The 19,303-nt window shown below is 71.7% G+C and carries 13 protein-coding genes; 6 read left to right on the top strand and 7 right to left on the bottom strand.

What is annotated here, in order from left to right; all coding sequences use genetic code 11:
• Positions 1–9: 9 nt before the first annotated feature.
• Complete coding sequence (locus tag BKA18_RS02800; protein WP_366045946.1) at positions 10–2,187, bottom strand: SpoIIE family protein phosphatase; 2,178 nt, start codon at positions 2,185–2,187, stop codon at positions 10–12.
• Positions 2,188–2,569: 382 nt separating this feature from the next.
• On the opposite strand from BKA18_RS02800, the gene BKA18_RS02795 reads away from it, so the two are divergent.
• Both BKA18_RS02795 and BKA18_RS02790 read left to right on the top strand, forming a co-directional pair.
• Positions 2,570–3,346 (top strand): GNAT family N-acetyltransferase, encoded by a 777-nt coding sequence (locus tag BKA18_RS02795; protein ID WP_366045945.1) that lies wholly within the window; start codon positions 2,570–2,572, stop codon positions 3,344–3,346.
• 90 nt (positions 3,347–3,436) lie between these two features.
• Positions 3,437–4,552 carry a CapA family protein gene (locus BKA18_RS02790; protein WP_006606713.1) on the top strand — a complete coding sequence of 372 codons (1,116 nt, stop codon included), beginning with the start codon at positions 3,437–3,439 and terminating at the stop codon, positions 4,550–4,552.
• Positions 4,553–4,601: 49 nt separating this feature from the next.
• Here BKA18_RS02790 and BKA18_RS02785 read toward each other — a convergent pair whose 3' ends face one another.
• The 5 genes from BKA18_RS02785 to BKA18_RS02765 all read right to left on the bottom strand — a co-directional run bounded on the left by BKA18_RS02785 (position 4,602) and on the right by BKA18_RS02765 (position 11,898).
• Positions 4,602–6,302, bottom strand: coding sequence for a cholesterol oxidase substrate-binding domain-containing protein (locus BKA18_RS02785; RefSeq protein WP_366045944.1), 1,701 nt, complete (start codon positions 6,300–6,302; stop codon positions 4,602–4,604).
• A 220-nt stretch (positions 6,303–6,522) separates the two neighbouring features.
• Positions 6,523–7,137, bottom strand: coding sequence for a nucleotide exchange factor GrpE (gene grpE, locus BKA18_RS02780; protein ID WP_366045943.1), 615 nt, complete (start codon positions 7,135–7,137; stop codon positions 6,523–6,525).
• Positions 7,134–9,032, bottom strand: coding sequence for a molecular chaperone DnaK (dnaK, locus tag BKA18_RS02775; RefSeq protein WP_366045942.1), 1,899 nt, complete (start codon positions 9,030–9,032; stop codon positions 7,134–7,136). Before dnaK ends, grpE begins: the two co-directional genes overlap by 4 nt.
• A gap of 322 nt (positions 9,033–9,354) precedes the next feature.
• Entirely contained in the window at positions 9,355–10,419 is a 1,065-nt protein-coding gene (locus BKA18_RS02770; protein WP_366045941.1) for a type III polyketide synthase, read from the bottom strand.
• A 273-nt stretch (positions 10,420–10,692) separates the two neighbouring features.
• Complete coding sequence (locus BKA18_RS02765; RefSeq protein ID WP_366045940.1) at positions 10,693–11,898, bottom strand: cytochrome P450; 1,206 nt, start codon at positions 11,896–11,898, stop codon at positions 10,693–10,695.
• 704 nt (positions 11,899–12,602) lie between these two features.
• Here BKA18_RS02765 and BKA18_RS02760 point away from each other — a divergent pair.
• From BKA18_RS02760 to BKA18_RS02750, 3 genes are all read left to right on the top strand, one after another.
• Positions 12,603–13,778, top strand: a complete 1,176-nt coding sequence (locus BKA18_RS02760) for an EfeM/EfeO family lipoprotein (protein ID WP_366045939.1) — start codon at positions 12,603–12,605, stop codon at positions 13,776–13,778.
• 5 nt (positions 13,779–13,783) lie between these two features.
• On the top strand, positions 13,784–15,034 hold the full coding sequence (efeB, locus tag BKA18_RS02755; protein WP_366045938.1) for an iron uptake transporter deferrochelatase/peroxidase subunit: 1,251 nt from the start codon (positions 13,784–13,786) through the stop codon (positions 15,032–15,034).
• A gap of 171 nt (positions 15,035–15,205) precedes the next feature.
• A complete protein-coding gene (locus BKA18_RS02750; protein ID WP_366045937.1) occupies positions 15,206–17,050 on the top strand; it encodes a phospholipase C in 1,845 nt (614 codons plus the stop codon).
• A gap of 173 nt (positions 17,051–17,223) precedes the next feature.
• Here the strand turns inward: BKA18_RS02750 and BKA18_RS02745 are convergent, their stop codons facing one another.
• The gene (locus BKA18_RS02745; RefSeq protein ID WP_366045936.1) at positions 17,224–17,628 is read right to left on the bottom strand and encodes a VOC family protein; all 405 of its coding nucleotides are present in this window, start codon (positions 17,626–17,628) and stop codon (positions 17,224–17,226) included.
• A gap of 690 nt (positions 17,629–18,318) precedes the next feature.
• On the opposite strand from BKA18_RS02745, the gene BKA18_RS02740 reads away from it, so the two are divergent.
• A complete protein-coding gene (locus tag BKA18_RS02740) occupies positions 18,319–19,215 on the top strand; it encodes a universal stress protein (protein ID WP_366045935.1) in 897 nt (298 codons plus the stop codon).
• Positions 19,216–19,303 lie beyond the last annotated feature (88 nt).

The following is a 19,303-nucleotide window of genomic DNA, read 5'->3' as shown; positions in this document are numbered from 1 at the left end:
GGGCGGGGCTCAGACGGCGGTGAGGACCAGAGCGGCCTGGTCATCGGGGGTGGAGGGCCCCGCGAAGGCGGTCACCGCGGCATTGACCGCTGCGATGAGGCCGGCGGCACAGGGGGAGCCGGAACTCAGGAGGGCACCGGTCAGCCGGTGCTCGTCGAAGAAATCGCCGTCGGGCGAGCGCGCCTCGGTGATGCCGTCGGTGACCAGGACCAGGCTGTCGCCCGGATGCAGCTCGACCCGGCACGGGGAGCCGTCGAATTCCGGGCCGATCCCCAGGAGCAGGCCCGACTGGGCGAGTTGTTCGACGGTGCCGTCGGTGCGGCGGACGAGCGGGGGGACATGGCCGGCGCGCAGCAGCTCCAGCGCGAGTGGGGAGGTGCCGGGCAGCAGTTCTCCGTAGACGAGCGAGACGAAGTGGTCCGCGCCGACCGAGCTGCCGGTCAGCGCGTCGTTGATGGCGCGGACCACGGCCGCCGGGTCGTCCAGCAGCCGCGCGGCGGCGCGTGCGGTGTGGCGGACCATGCCGGTGGTGGTGGCGGCGGACGCGCCGCGGCCGCACACATCGCCGATCATCACCGCCCAGCGGTCACCGGGGAGCGGGAAGACGTCGTAGAAGTCGCCGCCGACATCGAGCCCTTCGCCGGCCGGGTGGTAGGACGCCGCCAGCTCGACACCGGGAATCGTGGGCAGCTCCGGAGGGAGCAGGCCGGCCTGCAGCTCACGGGCGAGCTGGACGCGGTCGGAGAACTGGTGGGCGTTGTCGGCACTGACGGCGGCCCGGCTGGCCAGCTCCTCGGCGAGGGCGACGATGTGGCCGTCCAGCGGCCGGCCGGTGGCCAGCAGGGTCAGCACGCCGAAGGTGCGGCCGCGGGTGGCCAGCGGGACGCAGACGTAACCGGTGGTGCCCGGTATTTCGGCGCCGGCGCCCCGTGCGGCGCCGGCGCGGTCCGTCTCCGTGCCGCCGGAGGCCAGGACACGCGCCACCGCCTCGTCGACCCGGTCGCCTACGGCCGGGAAGGCGAGGAGGTCCTCGTCGGAGCGGGTGGTGGCGGCGACGGCGATCCGCCGGGTCCGGCCGTCCTCCAGCACATGGACGGTGCACAGCGGCGCCAGGGTCGGCACGGTCAGCCGGGCCAGGCGCTGGAGGCAGTCGGTGAAATGCGGCTCGCGGGTGATGGCGGTGCTGGCGTCCAGCACGAAGGCCAGGTCCTCCCGGGCCTCCTTCTCCCGGTCCTGGGCGGCGCGGCCCGCCTCCTTGGCCTGGTGGCGCTCGATGGCCAGGGAGGCGATACGGGCGAACGCCGAGCTGAGGGTCACGTCCTTGTCGTCGGGGGCCTTGGGGGTGCGGTGGTACATCGCGAAGGTGCCCAGCAGCCGGCCGCTCGCACCCATGATCGGGGTGGACCAGCACGCCGCGACCCCGGCCTGCTCGGCCAGTTCGCGGTAGTCCTCCCACAGCGGGTCGGTGGCGATATCGGTGACGATCACCGGGGCGCGCAGATAGGCGGCCGTACCGCACGAGCCCACGCGCGGACCGATGGCGACGCCGTCGATCGCCGCGTTGTAGAAGCTGGGCAGGCTCGGGCCGGTGCCGTGCCGAAGATGCCGGCCGTCGGCATCGGCGAGCAGCACCGAGACGATCATGTCCGGTGACAGCTCCTCGATCGCCAGCGCCATACCGGTCAGGATCTCGCTCAGCGGGGCGTCCCGCGCGATCCGTTCCAGCAGGACGCGCTGCTCGGCGGCGAGAAGCTGGGCGTGGTGGTACGAGGTGGTCTCCACCGCGATCACGATCACCCCGTCGACCCGGCCGACCGCGTCCCGGCGCGGCTCGTAGGTGAAGTCGAAGAACCCCTCCCGCTGCGCCCCCGGCGCACCGAGCACCAGCCGTCCGGCGCGGGCGCGGTGCGCGGTGCCGGTCCGGTACACCGTGTCGAGCCGGTCGAGAACGCCCTGCTCGGCCAGCTCCGGTATCAGCTCACCGAGCGGCACTCCGGTGCGGCCGCGGTCGCCTCCGAGCGCCTCGAAGAACGCCGGATTGGCCGCCTCCAGCAGATGCTGCGGGCCGCTCAGCGCGGCGAAGATCACCGGCGCCTGATCGAAGAGGCCCTCGTACTCCTCGCTCCGCAGAGGAGCGGACCTGGGGCGCGCGGTGACCGCGTCGAGGCGGTCCGAATCCAGGGACATGGCATGCCCTCTCTTGCACACACCGACAGCGCGGTCGAGTCACCTCCCACTGTGTCACACCGCTCCGCGGAGTCCAGGCTGCATCCGCGCTGGTCACCGTGTGGATCCGGGCGGCGACACATGGCGCAGGGGGCCGCGCTGGGGGCGTACGCGGCGCCGGGAGGCGACCGGAGCTGCGCGGGCTCTGGGCGGTGGGGTCCGTTCGGAGGAGCCACCTCCCCCTCGACAGGGATCGCGCCTGAAATCTCCCGATCCTCCCGTACTGTCCTGGTGGCCGGTGCCGGTTCCGGTGCGCATGCCACCGCCTCCGAGGTCGCCCGGCAGCCCACCGTGCGGCGAGGAGGCTCCGTCCGGGCCGCTCCGCGACACCCGAGGAACCCCTGTGATCGAACTCGCCCCGGACCAACTCCCCGCCCTCACCCGCTGGTTCGCCGCCGGAGCCCCGGGGACGGCCGCGCTGGCCGAGCATGTGCGGGCCACCGGAACCGGCCGCTGGTGGGCCGACCGCGCGGTCGGGCCCCGCGCCGTGGCCGTGGCCTGCGCCGGCCATGTGCTGCTCCGCGGCGATCCGGGCGCCCTGGCCCCCGAGGCCCTCGCGGTCTTCGATGCGCACTACGTACGGGCGGCCGGCTGCTTCCTGCCGGCGCTGGGCAGCGCCTTCGGTCTGATCGTGCCGTGGGAGCGGATGCTCTTCGTGCACCGGGTGCCGGCAGCGGTGCCGCGCCCACCGCACGGTGTGACGGTGCGCAGACTGGTTCCCGAGGATGCGCCGGCGCTGACCGCCCTCGCCGCGGACGCGGCGTGGATCCACGCCAGCTGGGGCGGCCCGGCCGGGCTCGCCGCCTCCGGGCTCGGCTGGGCGGCCCTCGACCGGGACCGGATGCTCGCCGTCGCCTGCACCTACGTCCACGGCACGGCGTACGAGGACGTCGCCTGCTTCACCGACCCCGCGCACCGGCGCCGGGGCCTGGCCCTGGCCTGTGTGTCCGCCCTGTGCCGGGACATCGCTGCCCGCGGCCGCACCCCCAGCTGGACCTGCTCCCGCGATCACCGCCCCAGCCGGCTCCTCGCCTGGACCGCCGGCTTCCGGCTGCGGCACGAGTACGTGCACTACTTCACCGGCCAGCCGGCCCCTCAGGGTGCCGGGCTCCCCGTCTGACCACGGCCGGTACGCCGCTCCCGGAGCCGGGGCGCCGGGAGCCCGCCGGTCCGCCGAGAAACCCCGGCCGTCCGGACCTAACCTGGGGGAATGGGCGGTGACTTGCTCACGCTGTTCCTCTGCGGTGACGTCATGCTCGGCCGTGGCGTCGACCAGATCCTGCCGCATCCCGGAGACCCGGCGCTGCGCGAGGGCTACTCCCGGGACGCCCGCGACTACGTGGCGCTGGCGGAGGCGGCGAACGGCCCCGTTCCCCGTCCGGCCGCCTTCTCCTGGCCGTGGGGCGAGGCGCTGACGGCGCTCGACGAGGCGGCGCCCGCCGTCCGGGTGCTCAATCTGGAGACCAGCGTCACCCGGTACTCCGACTTCGCGCCCGACAAGGCGATCCACTACCGGATGAACCCGGCGAACCTGCCGTGCCTGGCCGCCGCCCGCCCGGACGTCTGCGTACTCGCCAACAACCACGTCCTCGACTTCGGCCGCCGCGGCCTGGCGGAGACCCTCGCCACGCTGGCGGAGGCGGGGCTGCGGACGGCCGGTGCCGGTGCGGACGCCGCCGCCGCGAGCCGCCCGGCGATCGTCCCCGTCGCGGGCGGCCGCCGGGTCCTGGTCTTCTCGTTCGGGATGCCGTCCAGCGGCATCCCCGGCACCTGGGCCGCGACCGGGGACCGGTCCGGGGTCGCCTTCGTGGCCGAGCCGTCACGGGCCGCCGCATCCGGCATCGCCGACCGGATACGGCAGCTGAAGCAGCCGGGCGATATCGCGGTGGCCTCCGTGCACTGGGGTTCCAACTGGGGCTATCACGTGCCCCGCGACCAGGCCGCCTTCGCGCATGTCCTCCTCGACGGCGGGGTGGATGTCGTCCACGGGCACTCCTCGCACCACCCCCGGGCCCTGGAGGCGTACCGCGGCAAGCTGGTGATCCACGGGTGCGGCGACCTGATCGACGACTACGAGGGCATCACCGGCTATGAGCATTACCGGGACGATCTGCGGCTGCTCTACCTCGTCTCGGTGGACCCGGACACCGGCCGGCTCCACGAGCTGCGGATCGTCCCGCTGCAGTCCCGGCAGATGCGGCTGCGGCCCGCCTCCGCGGACGACTCCCGGTGGCTGCGCACGCTCCTGGACTCGATCGGCTCCGGCTTCGCCCCGTGTACGACCGCCGGGCCCAGGGGCGCGCTCACCCTCCGCCCTTCTTCCTAGAGGGAGGCGGGCGCGTCTTCCTGGAGGGGAAGCGGGCGCGCGCCGCCTCTCAGGGCAGCAAGGTGTCCAGAAAGGCATTGGAGAACACCCGCGCCGGGTCGTAGGAGTTCAGTTTCTCCCGGGCCGTGTGCCAGTCGCCGAAGGCGGCCGGAACGGTGCCGCCCAGTACGGCGGGGTCCGTCCACGGCCCGCCGTCCGTATAGGCCCAGCCCTTGGACCACTCGGGCCGCACGGTCGCGTAGGAACCGGTGTAGTTCTGCCAGATCCACTGTTCCAGTTCACGGAAGAAGGGGCCGGCGCCGGGCGTGCCGGGATAGGTGGCGAAGTCGAGCCACACCACGGTGTCCCACTCGGGACGGTCCGGGCGGGCCCGCGCCGGGGACAGGAGCGGACCGTCGACCGGGTCCGTAGCGGTGATCCGCAGCTCGATCGGGCCGTTGACGGGGTAGGAGCCGCGGCTCTGGTACGCGGTGAGCACGCTCTGGTAGCGGGCGTAGAACTCATGCACCACCCGCTGCACATTCGCCCGGGACGTCAGCACCGCCCAGCCCGCTTCGACGATCCGCAGCGTCGTGGGCTCGACGTACAGCAGGCTGTTCTTCGACCAGCCCCAGACGTCCCAGGTGCCGGTGACGATCAGCCCGGAGCCGACGATGGACATGGCGAGCTTGGTGAACGCGGGTGTCTTGTCGCCCCCGCCCGCGGCGATCTCACCGAGCAGCTTCGACATGTCCTCGGTGACGCGGTTGGCGAAGGTGTAGGCGTAGGGGCCGTCGAGCTGCTTGGCGAACGGCGGTTTGGCCGGTGCCACGCTCCACACCTTCAGCCACGGCACATCGGTGAACGGGAACCAGATCGCCTCGATCCGTCCGGTGCGGTCCACGTAGGAGGCGAGGGTGCGCCCGCCGGTGCCGGGTGGTCCGAAGACGGTCGCCACGTTCACGTCGTACCAATTCTGGCAGCGGATCCGGGTGTTGGCCGCTGCGGTCATCGTCACCTCGGTGACGAAGGCGCGCCCCAGGTGCACGAGGAAGGCACGGATGTCCGGGTCGCTGCGGGTGAAGGTCTTGAGGACGTAGCGGCCTTCCGGCGCGCTCCACACCACGGCGGTGAGCGAGGTGACCTGGGAACTCAGCGTGCCGAAGCCGGAGCCGGCGGGCGGATTCTCGGTGGCGGTGGGCACCCCGGTGCCGTGCCCGCCGATGGCGAGCACCCCGCCGATGGTGAGGTCGCCCGGAGCGGTGGTGGTGGCCAGGCCCAGGCCCGACTCCTCCAGGCGGGCGAGGATGGTGTCGAGCGTCGCCCCCGCCTGTGCGGTGACGCTCCCCGGGCTGCCCGGCCGCACGCTGACCGCCGTGAGGTGGGCGGTGGTGTCGATGAGGACGGTACGGCCGGTGTCGGCCCCGGCCGGAAGCACCAGCGGTGACCAGGTGTGCCCCTTGCCGCGGGCGCGGAGCCGGTAGCCGTGCTGACGGGCCCAGTTCGCGAGGGTGACGACGTCGTCGGGGGTCCGGGCCGACGCGGTCCAGACGTTCTCGATCACGATCTCCAGCGACCAGTTCCGGAATGCCTGCTGGGAGAGCGGAATGCCGGCCGGAAAGTCCGGCGGAGGGGAGAGGGTGGCCGCGGCGCTGCCCGCGGGGATGCGGTAGGCGGGGCGTAACCCCGCTGCCGCGGCGAACCCCGCGGCGGCCCCGCCCAGCAGCGTACGGCGGGTGAGGGAGTTCCTTCGAGCGCTGTCGTCGGACATGGCTGTCCTCCCGGCACGCGGCTCGCGGCGTGCCGCCCCGCTGCACCGCGTACGCGTCGTAGGGATGAGACCGAACGAGCGCCCCGGTGCGGTGGGGGTGTGACGGAAGAGTAAGGTGACGGGCCGTCAGTTGCAATGCCCGTGCGGTGACGGGCGGTTGTCTCCCGTGCGCGCGGTGACAGGCGGTTATCCCCCTGCTATCCCGCCTGCGGCGGGCGCTCTAGTCCGCCGGGGGCTGCCCGGCGACGGCCACCTGTGCGGGGCGCAGCAGATGGTCGCCGACCAGGTAGCCCTGACGGAGGATCTCGGTACACACGGCACGATCGAGCCGCTCGTCGGGGGTGAAGGTGAGGGCCTCGTGGATCTGCGGGTCGAAGGGGGCGCCCGCCGTGCCGACCGGCTGGAGGCCCAGCGCCGCCAGTTCGGTGTGCAGCGCCTCGGCGATGCGCTGGAAGCCGCCGGTCACCTCGCCGCGCTCGGTGGCCTCGGCCAGCGAGTCGAGCACCGGAAGCAACCGGCTCAGCACATTGGCGACGGCGATCTCGCCCACCGCCAGACGGTCGCGGTGCACCCGCTTGCGGTAATTGTCGAACTCGGCCTTCAGCCGCTGCAGATCGGCCGTCCGCTCCCGGAGTTCGGCGTGGAGCGCCGCCTCCGGCGGAACCGGCCGCTCGGCGCCCCGGGCCTCGCCGGACGGGCTGCCGGTGTCCCGCTCGGCCGGCTCCTTCCCGTCGGTGGCACGGTGCGGGACCGGCCCGGGGCTATCCTCCGGCCCGTGTCCGACGAGCGCCAGCGGAGGGTGGGGGAGGCCACGGACATGGGGCGGGCGGTTCATCGTGCGCTTCCCTCCTGCTTGTCGTCATCCACGATCTCCGCGTCGACGACGTCGTCCTGCTCGCCGCCGGCGGCTCCCGAACCGCCCTCGCCGGAGCCCTCGGCGGTCGGCCCGGAGCCCTGGGACTGCGCCTGGGCGTCGGCGTACATCGCCTGGCCCAGCTTCTGGGAGACGGCCGCGAGCTTCTCGGTGGCGGTGCGGATCTCGGCGGTGTTGTCGCCGTCGGCGGGCGCGTTCTTGAGCTTCTCCTTCAGCTCGCCGACCGCGGTCTCGACCTCGGTCTTGATCTCGCCGGGGACCTTGCCCTCGTTGTCCTTGAGGAACTTCTCGGTCTGGTAGACGAGCTGCTCGCCCTGGTTGCGGGTCTCCGCGGTCTCCCGCTTGCGGCGGTCCTCCTCGGCGTGGTGCTCGGCGTCGCGGACCATCCGGTCGATGTCGTCCTTCGGCAGCGAGGAGCCGCCGGTGACGGTCATCTTCTGCTCCTTGCCGGTGCCGAGGTCCTTGGCCGTGACGTGCATGATGCCGTTGGCGTCGATGTCGAAGGAGACCTCGATCTGCGGGACCCCGCGCGGGGCCGGGGGCAGACCCGTCAGCTGGAACATCCCGAGCTTCTTGTTGTACGCCGCGATCTCGCGCTCGCCCTGGTAGACCTGGATCTGCACGGACGGCTGGTTGTCCTCGGCCGTCGTGAAGATCTCGGAGCGCTTGGTCGGGATCGTGGTGTTGCGTTCCAGGAGCTTGGTCATGATGCCGCCCTTGGTCTCGATGCCGAGGGACAGCGGGGTGACGTCCAGCAGGAGGACGTCCTTGACCTCACCCTTGAGGACACCGGCCTGGAGGGTGGCGCCGATGGCGACGACCTCGTCCGGGTTGACGCCCTTGTGCGGGTCCTTGCCGGTCAGCTCCTTGACCAGCTCGGTCACCGCGGGCATCCGGGTCGAGCCGCCGACCAGGATCACGTGATTGACGTCGCCGATCTTGATCCCGGCGTCCTTCACGGCATTGTGGAACGGCGTCTTGCAGCGCTCCAGCAGGTCGCTGGTCAGCTGCTCGAACTGGGAGCGGGTGAGCTTCTCGTCGAGGTGCAGCGGGCCGTCGGCCGTCGCGCTCAGATACGGCAGATTGATCGTGGTCTCGGTCGCCGCCGACAGCTCGATCTTCGCCTTCTCGGCGGCCTCCCGCAGCCGCTGGGTGGCCATCTTGTCCTGGGACAGGTCGATGCCGTACGCGTTCTTGAACTGCTTGGTCAGGTGATCGACGATCCGCTGGTCCCAGTCGTCGCCGCCCAGGTGGGTGTCGCCGTTGGTGGCCTTCACCTCGACGACGCCGTCGCCGATCTCCAGCAGCGAGACGTCGAAGGTACCGCCACCGAGGTCGAAGACCAGGATGGTCTGGTCGTTCTCCTTGTCGAGGCCGTAGGCCAGGGCGGCGGCGGTCGGCTCGTTGACGATCCGCAGCACCTTCAGGCCCGCGATCTCCCCGGCCTCCTTGGTGGCGGTGCGCTGGGCGTCGTTGAAGTACGCCGGAACGGTCACGACGGCATCGGTCACGTCCTCGCCCAGGTACTCCTCGGCATCGCGCTTGAGCTTCTGCAGCACCCGCGCGGAGATCTCCTGTGCGGTGTAGCGCTTGCCGTCGATGTCGCCGCTGTCCGGGAAGCGCCACTCCGCCTCGCCCATGTGGCGCTTGACCGAGCGCGCGGTGCGGTCCACGTTGGTCACGGCCTGCCGCTTGGCGACCTCGCCCACCAGCACATCCCCGCCCTTGGCGAAGCCCACCACCGACGGGGTGGTCCGGGCGCCCTCGGCGTTGGTGATCACCGTGGGCTCGCCGCCCTCCAGCACACTGACCACCGAGTTCGTCGTACCGAGGTCAATACCCACTGCACGTGCCATGGTCTTCTTCTCCTCGCGTTGCGGCCCACTCCCGGAGCGGCCCGTGATTGCCCGGAAATTGCCTCGCAGGCCCTCTCACCTGCCGTGATGGAGGCAAGCCGCCTTCTTCTTCTGCATAAAGCGTGCCGACATATCTGTAAAGATATTCCCATTCAACGCAAAAGAGACGTATGTGCCAATTGCTGGCACGCTCCCGCCCGCCGCCACCGGGGCCCGCGCCCGCGGCCCCGGGGCCCGCACCCGCTCCCGGGGCGTCCGGCCGCAGCGGAAGCGGACCGCCCGGTGCGCCCGGCGGGTCACCGGGCGCACCGAGCACACGCGCTCACCTGGCCGTCGCCGGGGCCGAGGTCCACGTGCCCAGGGCGATCTCGGCGGTGATGCCGGGCCCGAAGCCCGCCAGCAGACCGCGCTGCCCGTCGAGCGCCGAGGCTTCGTCGAACATCCGGCCAAGGGCGTCGAGGATCACCGCGCTGGCGATGTTGCCGTACTCGGTGAGCGTCGCACGGCTGAAACGGAAGGCCTCCGGCGGTACGTCGAGGAAGTGGCACAGGTCGTCCAGAATGCGCGGGCCGCCCGCATGGACGATGTAGAAGTCCAGGTCGCCCGCGTTCCATTCGTGCTGCTCCGCCACGGTGCGCAGGGCGGGGGCGAGCGGCTTCATGGTGCCGGGCACCCGCTTGTCCAACTGGAAGTGGAATCCCGTGGAGCGCACCGCGTAGGAGATCCAGTCCTCGGTGTTCGGGATCAGGTACGAGCTGTTGCGCTCCAGGTTGACGCCGGTGCCCCCGTTCCCCCGCACCACGGCGGCGGCGACCGCGTCCCCGAACAAGCCGTTCGACAGCAGCGAGCCCACTCCCAGGTCCGTGGGCTGGTAGCACAGCGAGCAGAACTCGCACGCCACGATCAGCACGTTGGCGTCGGGGTACGCCGTGCAGAAGTCATGGGCCCGGTTGATTGCGGCGCCGCCCGCGGCACAGCCGAGCTGGGCGATCGGTATCTGCCGGGTCTCCGGCCGGAAGCCCAGGGTGTTGATGAGCCATGCGCTCAGCGCCGGCATCATGAAGCCGGTGCAGGACACATAGACGATCAGGTCGATCTGTTGCGGCTCCAGTTGGGCCTGGTCGAGTGCCGTGCGCACCACCGCGGGGACACGGGCCTTGGACTCCTCCTCGTACACCGCGTTGCGGGCATCGAGGCCCGGGTGCTTGAGCACCTTGTCGATCGGCTGGATCAAATGCCGTTTGAGGACACCGGTGTGCTCGATCAGCCGGAGCACCAGTTTCAGCTGCGAGTGGTCCTTGTGCAGCCGTCGTGCGAGTTCGAGGGTGTCCTCTTGGGTGATGACGTATTCAGGGACCGCTATTGCAGGTTTGCACAGAACCGCCATGGGATGCACTCCTTGCAGACCAGGGACCGCCGTTGTGCAATTCCCCTCGCAGAATGCGAGTCGAATTCGGCCGGTGGGACCCGCCGCGGGACGGTGCCTGGTCGAACGGGCAAAGGAACCGTTGGCGGGCCCAAAGGCCCGGGGTTGACGACTCTTGTAGAGAATTGGCGGGCCAGTCGAAGAATGACCTCTCCCCGTGCAGATGGATCATCTTTCCGACTAGTAACCGTACGCCAGCCGGGTGGGATCCGCATTTCGCTGCGCCGGCCACCCTCACCAGGCGACCGGCAACTCCAGTGGATAGCGCCAGATCGAGGTCGTGTTCCAGCGCACGTCCTCGGGCGCCTTAGCGAGCCGCAGCTCCGGGAAGCGCTCCAGCAGCGACCCGAGGGCGACTTCGAGCTCCGTGAACGCGAGCGGGGCGCCGAGGCAGTGGTGCCCGCCCCAGCCGAAGGTCATGTGGGACGGCTTGTCACGGTCCAGATCCAACTCGTCGGGCCGGTCGAACTTCCGGGGGTCCCGGTTGGCCGTCAGGTAGGAGACGTGCACGATGTCCCCGGCGCGGATCGTCACCCCGCTCAGCTCCACGTCCTCGGTGGCGACCCGGGGGATGCCGACGCCCTTGCGGAACGGAATGAACCGCAGCATCTCTTCCATCGCCTGCGGCAGCATCTCGGGGCGGGAGCGCAGCATGGCCAGTTCGTCGGGCCGCGTCAGCAGCGTGTACGCGAGGTTGCCGATTTCGTAGGTGGTGGTGTCCTGGCCGGTGATGAGCAGCACCATGGCCATGACGGTGAGTTCCTGGTCGCCCAGGACCTCGTCGCCGTCGCGCGCGGTGGCCAGCGCGCTGATCAGGTCGTCTCCCGGGTGCTGACGACGCTTCGCGGTCAGCGTCTTGAAGTAGCCGCGCATCTCCGCCTTGGCCCGCACGGCCTTGTCCCGGTTGTCGAGGCTGACGTTCATCATCGTCCGGGCGTGCGCGCGCAACTGGGCGCGGTCGCCCTCGGGGATGTCGAGCACCTCGCAGATCGTGGTCAGCGGCAGCGGGGAGGCCAGGCTCTCCATCAGGTCCGCGGGCGAGCCGTGCTTGGCCATCCGGTCCAGCAGCTCGTCCACGACATGCCGGGTGCGGGCCCGCATGCGCTCCACTTGACGCGGCGCGAAGGCCTTGGAGACCAGGCTCCGCAAGCGGCTGCTGGCGGGCGGGTCCATCACATTGATCGCCTCGTCCTGGACGATCGGTTCGGGCGTCATACGGGGGAAGTCCCGCCCGATGATGGCACTGCGGCTGAAGCGCCGGTCGGTGGTCACCGTGCGGACGTCCTCGTACCGGGTGACGAGCCACGCCTCGCCCTCCCCGTACGGCAGCCGGATGCGGGCGACCGGTTCCTCGGTCAGCAGGCGCTTGAGGGTGGGGTCGAATTCAAGAGCCTCGGCATAGTCGAATGGGCAGTTCCAGACGTTGGCGCCGGATTCCATATCGCACTCCCGAAGTGAGAAGGGCGCGAGCGGATTCACCGCCTGCGAAGACAGCAAGGCGCCTGTGCACGGCAGCAACGGGGCCGCGGGCAGAAAAGCGCCTATTTCCTCCCAAGGATCGAAACACAGGAAGGCCCCGAATGGCCTTTCCGCCCGGTCGGGGAAGGGGCCCGACGAGTGCACCGTGTCCCGCCATTCCCGGCGGCTCCCGGCCCCGCCCGGGCACATGGAGCATTGGGCCAATCGGGTGGTCCGGCGTCTGGCGTCGTCGTACGTGCCCTCCTCCCGGTCCCGCAGGTCCAGGTTCGGCGTGGTGTCGATGCTCTTCGCCTGAGGGCTGCGGCGGTGGCGGTGCCGAGGCGCCGAGGACGCTCGTGGGCGGTCTCTCACGGTCCGCATCGTTCAGGCAGGTCAAGGGGTGTCCAGCGGAACGGACGGATGCACCGCCGTGCCCCGCCGGACGACGGCCTACGGCGACGCCCCGGTGAACCACGCGGGAAGTTCTGGCATCTCTTCGGGGGAATGGGCGTTCGGGCGGCGTGCGCTGCTTAGCATGTGCAGCGTTGCCGTCGGGCACGGCAGGTGGACGCGCCGGGACCGAGGCCCTGTTCTGCCCGCACCAGGTACGCGCGCGCGTGCTGTGAACAAGCCCCGGGAGGCCGGTAGTGCCACGATCCGGCCCCCCATGGCTGCGGTCCGCCCGTGTGCGGGGCATCGGGGGTGCGCTCCTGGTCGCCGGCGTGCTGGTGACGCTGGTCCTGGCCGACGGCCCGGGGGACGCGGCGGGGGACGGCCGGGCCGCGGCGGACGGGCTGCCGCACACCACCGTCGAGGTCTCGCCGAGCGGTTGCGGCCGGGGCTGGGCACACCCCCGCCCCGGGACGCAGGTCTTCGAGCTGCACAACACCTCCGACACCGCGGCCGAGGTCTACCTCAAGTCCCCGCGGAACGGGGCGGTTTACGGCGAGGTGGAGGGGGTCGGCCCCGGGACCACCCGTCAGCTGCGGGTCCGGCTGGGCCAGGGGTCCTACGCGTTCATGTGCCTGCCGGACGATGCCGACGCGGTCACCGGGCCCACGGTCCGGATCGACGGCGGCGGCCCCGCGGGCCCGGCGGCGGCCCCGCTCACCCAGCACGACCTGATTCCCCCGGCCCTGGACTACCAGAAGTGGGTCGGGCGCGGCCTGGACGACCTCGTCGGCCGGACCGGGACGCTACGGGACGCCGTCGCCCGCGGGGACCTCGCGGGCGCCCGGAACGCCTGGCTGCCCGCCCACCTCGCCTATGAACGGCTGGGCGCGGCGTACGGCACCTTCGGCGACGCGGACCAGAAGATCAACGGCACCGGCGCCGGTCTGCCGAAGGGCGACCGGGACCCCGCGTTCACCGGCTTCCACCGCATCGAATACGGGCTGTGGCACGGGCAGTCGGCCGCCACCCTGCGCGCACCGGCCGCCGCGCTCGTCGCCTCCGTGGGCAAGCTCCGGGACGACTGGGCGCAGGAGCGGATGGACCCGGCGGACCTCGGCCTGCGGGCGCACGAAATCCTGGAGAACACCATCGAGTTCGAGCTGACCGGGCGGACCGACTACGGCAGCGGCAGCAACCTCGCCACCGCACGCGCCAACCTCGACGGAACCCGCGCCGTCCTCAGCCGGCTGCGCCCCCTGCTGGTCACCCGCTACCCCGGTCTGCGGCAGCTGGAGGACGAACTGGACCGCACGCAGCGGCTGCTCGACGGCTTCCGGCGCGGCGGCCGGTGGACCTCGCCGGCCCAGCTGGACCGGGCCCGGCGGGAGCGTGTCGACGCGGCGCTCGGAGATCTGGTGGAACGACTGGCGTCGGTGGCGACGCTGTGCGATGCGCGGAGAACGGTGTGAGGGGCATGAACGGTGTCGGGCGACGGGGATTCCTGCGGGGTGCCGCGCTGGCCGGGGCCGGTCTCGCGGCCGGCGGCGCGGCGGCCGGCGACGGCCTGCCGGCGGCCGGCGCGACGGTGCCGGTGCCGGGCCCGGGACTGCTGGCGGAAGCCGCGCTCCCGGTTCCGTTCCACGGCCCCCGTCAGGCGTCGGTGCTCGCGCCGCCCCGCCGGGTCACCGCGTTCACCGCGTTCGACGTGACCGCCGGGGACCGCCGCGAACTGGCCGACCTGCTGCGCACCGTCACGGACCGGGCCCGCTTCCTGACCGGCGGCGGACTGCCGGCACCGGTCGGCGTCACCGGCCCGCCCGCCGACTCGGGCCTCCTGGGGCCGCAGGTCCCCGCCGGCGCGCTGTCGGTGACGGTCGGCGTGGGCGCGGCCCTCTTCGACGAAAGGTTCGGGCTGCACGGCCGGGCGCCGCGCCACCTGACCACCATGCCCTCCTTCCCCGACGACGACCTCCGGGCCGAGTGGTGCCACGGCGACCTGAGCATCCAGCTGTGCGCGGACGATACGGACACCGTGCTGCACGCCCTGCGCGACCTCGCCCGGCACACCCGGGGCGGTATGCAGGTGCGCTGGCGGCTGGACGGCTTCACCAGCCCGCCCCGGCCGTCCGGGACGCCCCGCAATCTCCTGGGGTTCAAGGACGGTACGGCGAACCCGGACGCCCGCTCCGCCCGCGAGATGGACCGCCTGGTGTGGGTGCGGCGGGGCGCGGGCGAGCCGGACTGGGCGGTCGGCGGAAGCTACCAAGTGGTGCGTCTGATCCGCATGCTGGTGGAGTTCTGGGACCGGGTGTCGCTGACCGAACAGGAGCGGATGTTCGGCCGCGCCCGGGAGACCGGGGCACCGCTGGACGGCGACGCCGAACACGACACACCGCACTATCCCGGCGACCCCAAGGGCGAGGTGATCCCCCTGGACAGCCATATCCGGCTGGCCAATCCACGGACCGCGGCCACTGACGACCAGCGCCTCCTGCGCCGTGCCTACAACTACGACAGCGGGACGGACAGCAACGGCAACCTCGACATGGGCCTGCTGTTCTGCTGCTACCAGCAGGACCTTGCCCGCCAGTTCGAGACCGTGCAACGCAGGCTGGCCGGCGAGCCGCTGACGGACTACATCAGGCCCTTCGGGGGCGGATACTTCTTCGCGCTGCCCGGCGTCCGCGGCGAAGCGGACTGGTACGGCCGGGCCTTGCTGGCATGACCGGCGGCCGCCTCCGCGCCCGAAGGGTCAACACGCGGTCAAGGTTTGGCCTGGGATACCTGACCGAGTGTTCACTCTCAGGCCATCATGGCTCTGCCGTACCGCCGTCCGACCGGCAGAGCATCCCGGCCGTACGGCACCGACACGTCCCTGCCCGGAGGGTGAACCAGCATGGCCAGTAGGGGAAGACGAGCAACGATACGGAGTCTGGGGGCCCTCACGGGTGCCGCGGCCCTCGCGGCCCTGGGCGGCGGCGCGCCCGCATGGGCGGCGGCCGGAGCGCCCGACTCCTCCCACACGGCCACGCCCATCAAGCACGTGGTCGTGCTCTTCGACGAGAACATCTCGTTCGACCACTACTTCGCGACGTACCCGAAGGCCGCCAACACCGACGGCACCAAGTTCACCCCCTCGCCGCGCACTCCCCGGGACATCGACAACCTGCGCACCGCGGGGCTGCTCAAGCACAACCCCAACCAGTACGCACCCAAGCGGCTCACCCCTGAGCAGGCCCTGACCTGCGACCAGACCCACGACTACGGGCCCGAGCAGTATGCGTACAACGGCGGCAAGGCCGACAAGTTCGTCGAGAACACCGACTCCGGCAAGTGCTCCGGCGGGCTCTACGGCGAGCCCGGACTGGTGATGGACTACTACGACGGCAACACCGTCACCGGCATGTGGAACTACGCCCAGCACTACTCCCTCAACGACCGCTCCTTCAGCTCGGTCTACGGCCCCTCGTCACCGGGCGCGATCAACCTGATCTCCGGGCAGACGCACGGGGTCGTCTCCATGGACCCGGCCTCCGGCACGGAGCACCCCCAGCAGACCGACAAGCCCGATCCGCACACCGTGCAGTCGCCGGACGCCAAGGGCGTCGGCACCATGGTCGAGGACCCGGATCCGGCCTACGACGACTGCTCCAACAAGGACCACACCGGCAAGGACGCGCTCGCCGCGATGCAGGGGCGCAACATCGGTGACGTGCTCAACTCCCGTCATGTCAGCTGGGGTTGGTTCCAGGGCGGCTTCCGGCCCAGCACCGCGTGGGACGGCCAGGCGGGGCACTACGCCAAGTGCCGCGGAACCACCCACGCCAACATCGGGGGAGCGGCGGTCGTCGACTACAGCCCGCACCACTCGCCGTTCGAGTACTACAAGTCGACGTCCAACCCGCACCACCTGCCGCCGAAGAGCGTCGACGAGGTCGGCCACGCCGGGCAGGCTAACCACAACTACGACCTGAGCGACTTCGACGCCGTGCTCAAGGCGGGCAAGCTGCCGGCCGTCAGCTTCCTCAAGGCCCCCGCGTACCAGGACGCGCACGCCGCTTACTCCGACCCGATCGACGAACAGCACTTCCTGGTCCAGCAGATCAACCGCATCCAGCAGTCGCCGCAGTGGAAGGACACCGCCGTCGTCCTCGCCTATGACGACTCCGACGGCTGGTACGACCACACCTTCGTCAAGCCGCGCAACGGCTCCAAGGACACCAGCACCGGCTCCAACGGCAAGGCCACCGACAGCCCGGCCTGCCAGGCGGGCCCCGCGGCCGCCGGCGGCTACCAGGACCGCTGCGGTCCCGGCACCCGGCAGCCGCTGCTGGTGATCTCCCCGTACAGCAAGGTCAACAAGATCGACCACACCCGGACCGAGCAGACCTCGATCATCAAGTTCATCGAGCACAACTGGCACACCGGGCAGATCGGCGATGCGTCCTTCGACGCCCGGGCGGGCTCGCTGAACGGCATGTTCGACTTCCGGCACCCGAACAACAAGCAGGTGCTCCTCAACACCGACGGCTCGGTCAAGTCGGTCGGCCCGGTGCGGAGTGTCGCACCGGTCGCCACGACCATCGACCCGGGCCCGGCGATGCAGAACACCGCCGCGGCCGGTGACTCCGCCGGCTCTGCCGTACTCCCGGTCGCCCTCGGCGCGGCCGTGGTGGCGGGCGGCGTGACCGGCACGTTCCTGGTGCTGCGCCGCCGCAAGGAGCAGCGCGCCGCCGTCTGACGGGACGGCCCCGGAGAACGGCGCCCGGCCCGGAGAGCGGCGCCCGGCCCGGATAACGGCACACGGCCCGGCGGATCATCCGAAACGGTGATCCGCCGGGCCGTTGCCGATGCGGGGACGTGCTTCTCCCGCCGTCCCCGGCTGTTCCGGTCCGCCGCCGGTCGAGGGCTCGTTCAGTTCGCCTGCCCCAGCGCGTGCCCCTCGCTCGCGGCGAGGACGAAGGGGTGGCCCGCGGGATCCGCATAGCGGCGGGCGTCGTAGGGCCCGTGGTTCTCGCGGGTCTCCAGCGGCCGAGCGCCGAGCGCGACGGCTTCGCGCTCGGCCTCGTCCATGTTGTCCTCAGGGACGAGGAAGTGCAGATGAGCCTGTTGTGAGTCGTCAGGGCGGGGCCAACTGGGCGGTGCCGCGCCCGGGTCCCGCCGAATCGCGAGGTGGATCCGGCCGCCCTCCACGACCTCGATGTAGTCCGGGCTGCTCCCGATCCGCGCTTCTCCGCCGAGGAATTGCGCATAGAAGTCCGCCAGTGGCGCGGGCTCCGTGCAATCCAGTACCAGGATGCCGGTCTTGGCGATGGCCATGCGGTTCCCCTCCTGCCGACGGCGACGGGCCCCCGCCCGCCTCTCCGAACCGGGTACCCCGTCGCGGGGCCGGCACTCCGTGCACCGGGAAGGCGCCCGCCCCTCCGCGCACCGGGAAGGTGCCGCCCCTCCGCCCGTGCGCGCACCGGATGCGGCACCTCTTGCGCCGCCCCGGTGTGCCTTGCGTGGTGGCCGAACCCGGCCCGCGACCGGGTGGCCTGGCACGCCCCTGCACGAGGGGCCACGATGGGGACAGGGGCCGGACGTCGTACCTCTGGAGGCGTCATGACCGAGGCGGAGAGGTGCACACCGCGGCCGGTGCGGCCCGAGGGGCATGAGGTCGTCCGGCCCGACGGTCCTGACGTCGTCCGGCGCGGCATGGCAGAGCGGGTACGGCTCGTCCGGTCAAGGGCCATATGGCAGGCCGTCGGCGGGCCGTTCGGTCTGCTTGCAGCGCCCATCGACTCCTTGGTGCCGGGCCGGGGCATCCAGCAGGCTCGGTAGTCGGGGTGGGCACGTCGCCCGGCCCCGCGGGCACCCGCCGAGGAGGAGCACCGATGGGCGATCCACTGCCCCGTCGCACCCGTACGCCGCCTTTCCGTGGGGCAGGCAGCTACCTCCCACCGGACCGCCGCGGTCGCCCGGACGGGCCGGTGCGGTCGGACCTCGGAGCGCGAAAGAAGGACAGCCATGGAGCCGGAAATCATCACCGCCGGGCTCGACGGCTCGCCGGAGAGCCTGGCGGCCGCGCACTGGGCGGCTGACGAAGCGGACCGGCGGCAGTCGGTCCTGCGGCTGCTCCATGCCTGGATACTGCTGGCCGCCGAGGCGCCGGACACCCCCGCGGACCGTGACCAGAACGCCGGCGCCCGGCAGATCGTGCGCCGGGCCCGGGACGAGGTACGTACGCGCCACCCGGGGCTGCAGATCATCGAGGATCTGGTGGGGTCCGAGGCCGAGGCGGCGCTGCTGCAGGCGGCCGCCGAGTCGCAGATGCTCGTGCTCGGTTCGCGGGCCCTAGGGGTCTGGGAGAGCTATGTGCTCGGGGACGTCAGTTTGGACGTGGTGGGCCGGGCGAAGGGACCGGTCATCCTCGTCCGGGCCGGCGACCGGGCGAAACCGCCAGGTCAGGAACGCGCGGACGACAGCACGCCGGCTCCCGACGCCCGGGTGGTCGTCGGCCTCGGCCTCCGCGGGCCCTGCGAGCGGCTGCTCGCCTTCGCCTTCGACGCCGCGGCGAGCCGTGGCCTTCCCCTGCAGGCCGTCCACGGGCGCCCGCTGCCCGTGCATGCCTACACCCCCTGGGGCATCGACCCCGATGCCGAGAAGGAACTCACCAAAGAGGCGGACATCGAGCTGCGGGACGCCATCCGCCCGTGGCGTGAGCGGTTTCCCGAGGTGCTGGTCCAGCAGACCGTCCTCCCGGAGAGTCCGACCCGCGCCCTGGTCCAGACGGTCTTCGGGGCCGAGCTCCTGGCCGTCGGCCGCCGGCTGCACCGTCCGCTCCTCGCACCGCGCGTCGGACCGGTGGCGCACGCCGCCATCCACCACGTGGCCTGCCCGGTCGCCGTGGTTCCCCATGACTGAGCGCGGCGAGCATGACTGAGCACGGCGCGCATGACTGAGCGCGGCGAGCACGGCACCGGACCGCCGGCCTCCGGCCCCCGACGCCGGA

It is taken from the genome of Streptomyces auratus (assembly GCF_050433025.1).
Classification (GTDB): Bacteria; Actinomycetota; Actinomycetes; order Streptomycetales; family Streptomycetaceae; genus Streptomyces; species Streptomyces sioyaensis.
Note: the sequence above shows the minus strand (reverse complement) of the source record. Positions and strands in the feature narration are given on the sequence as shown.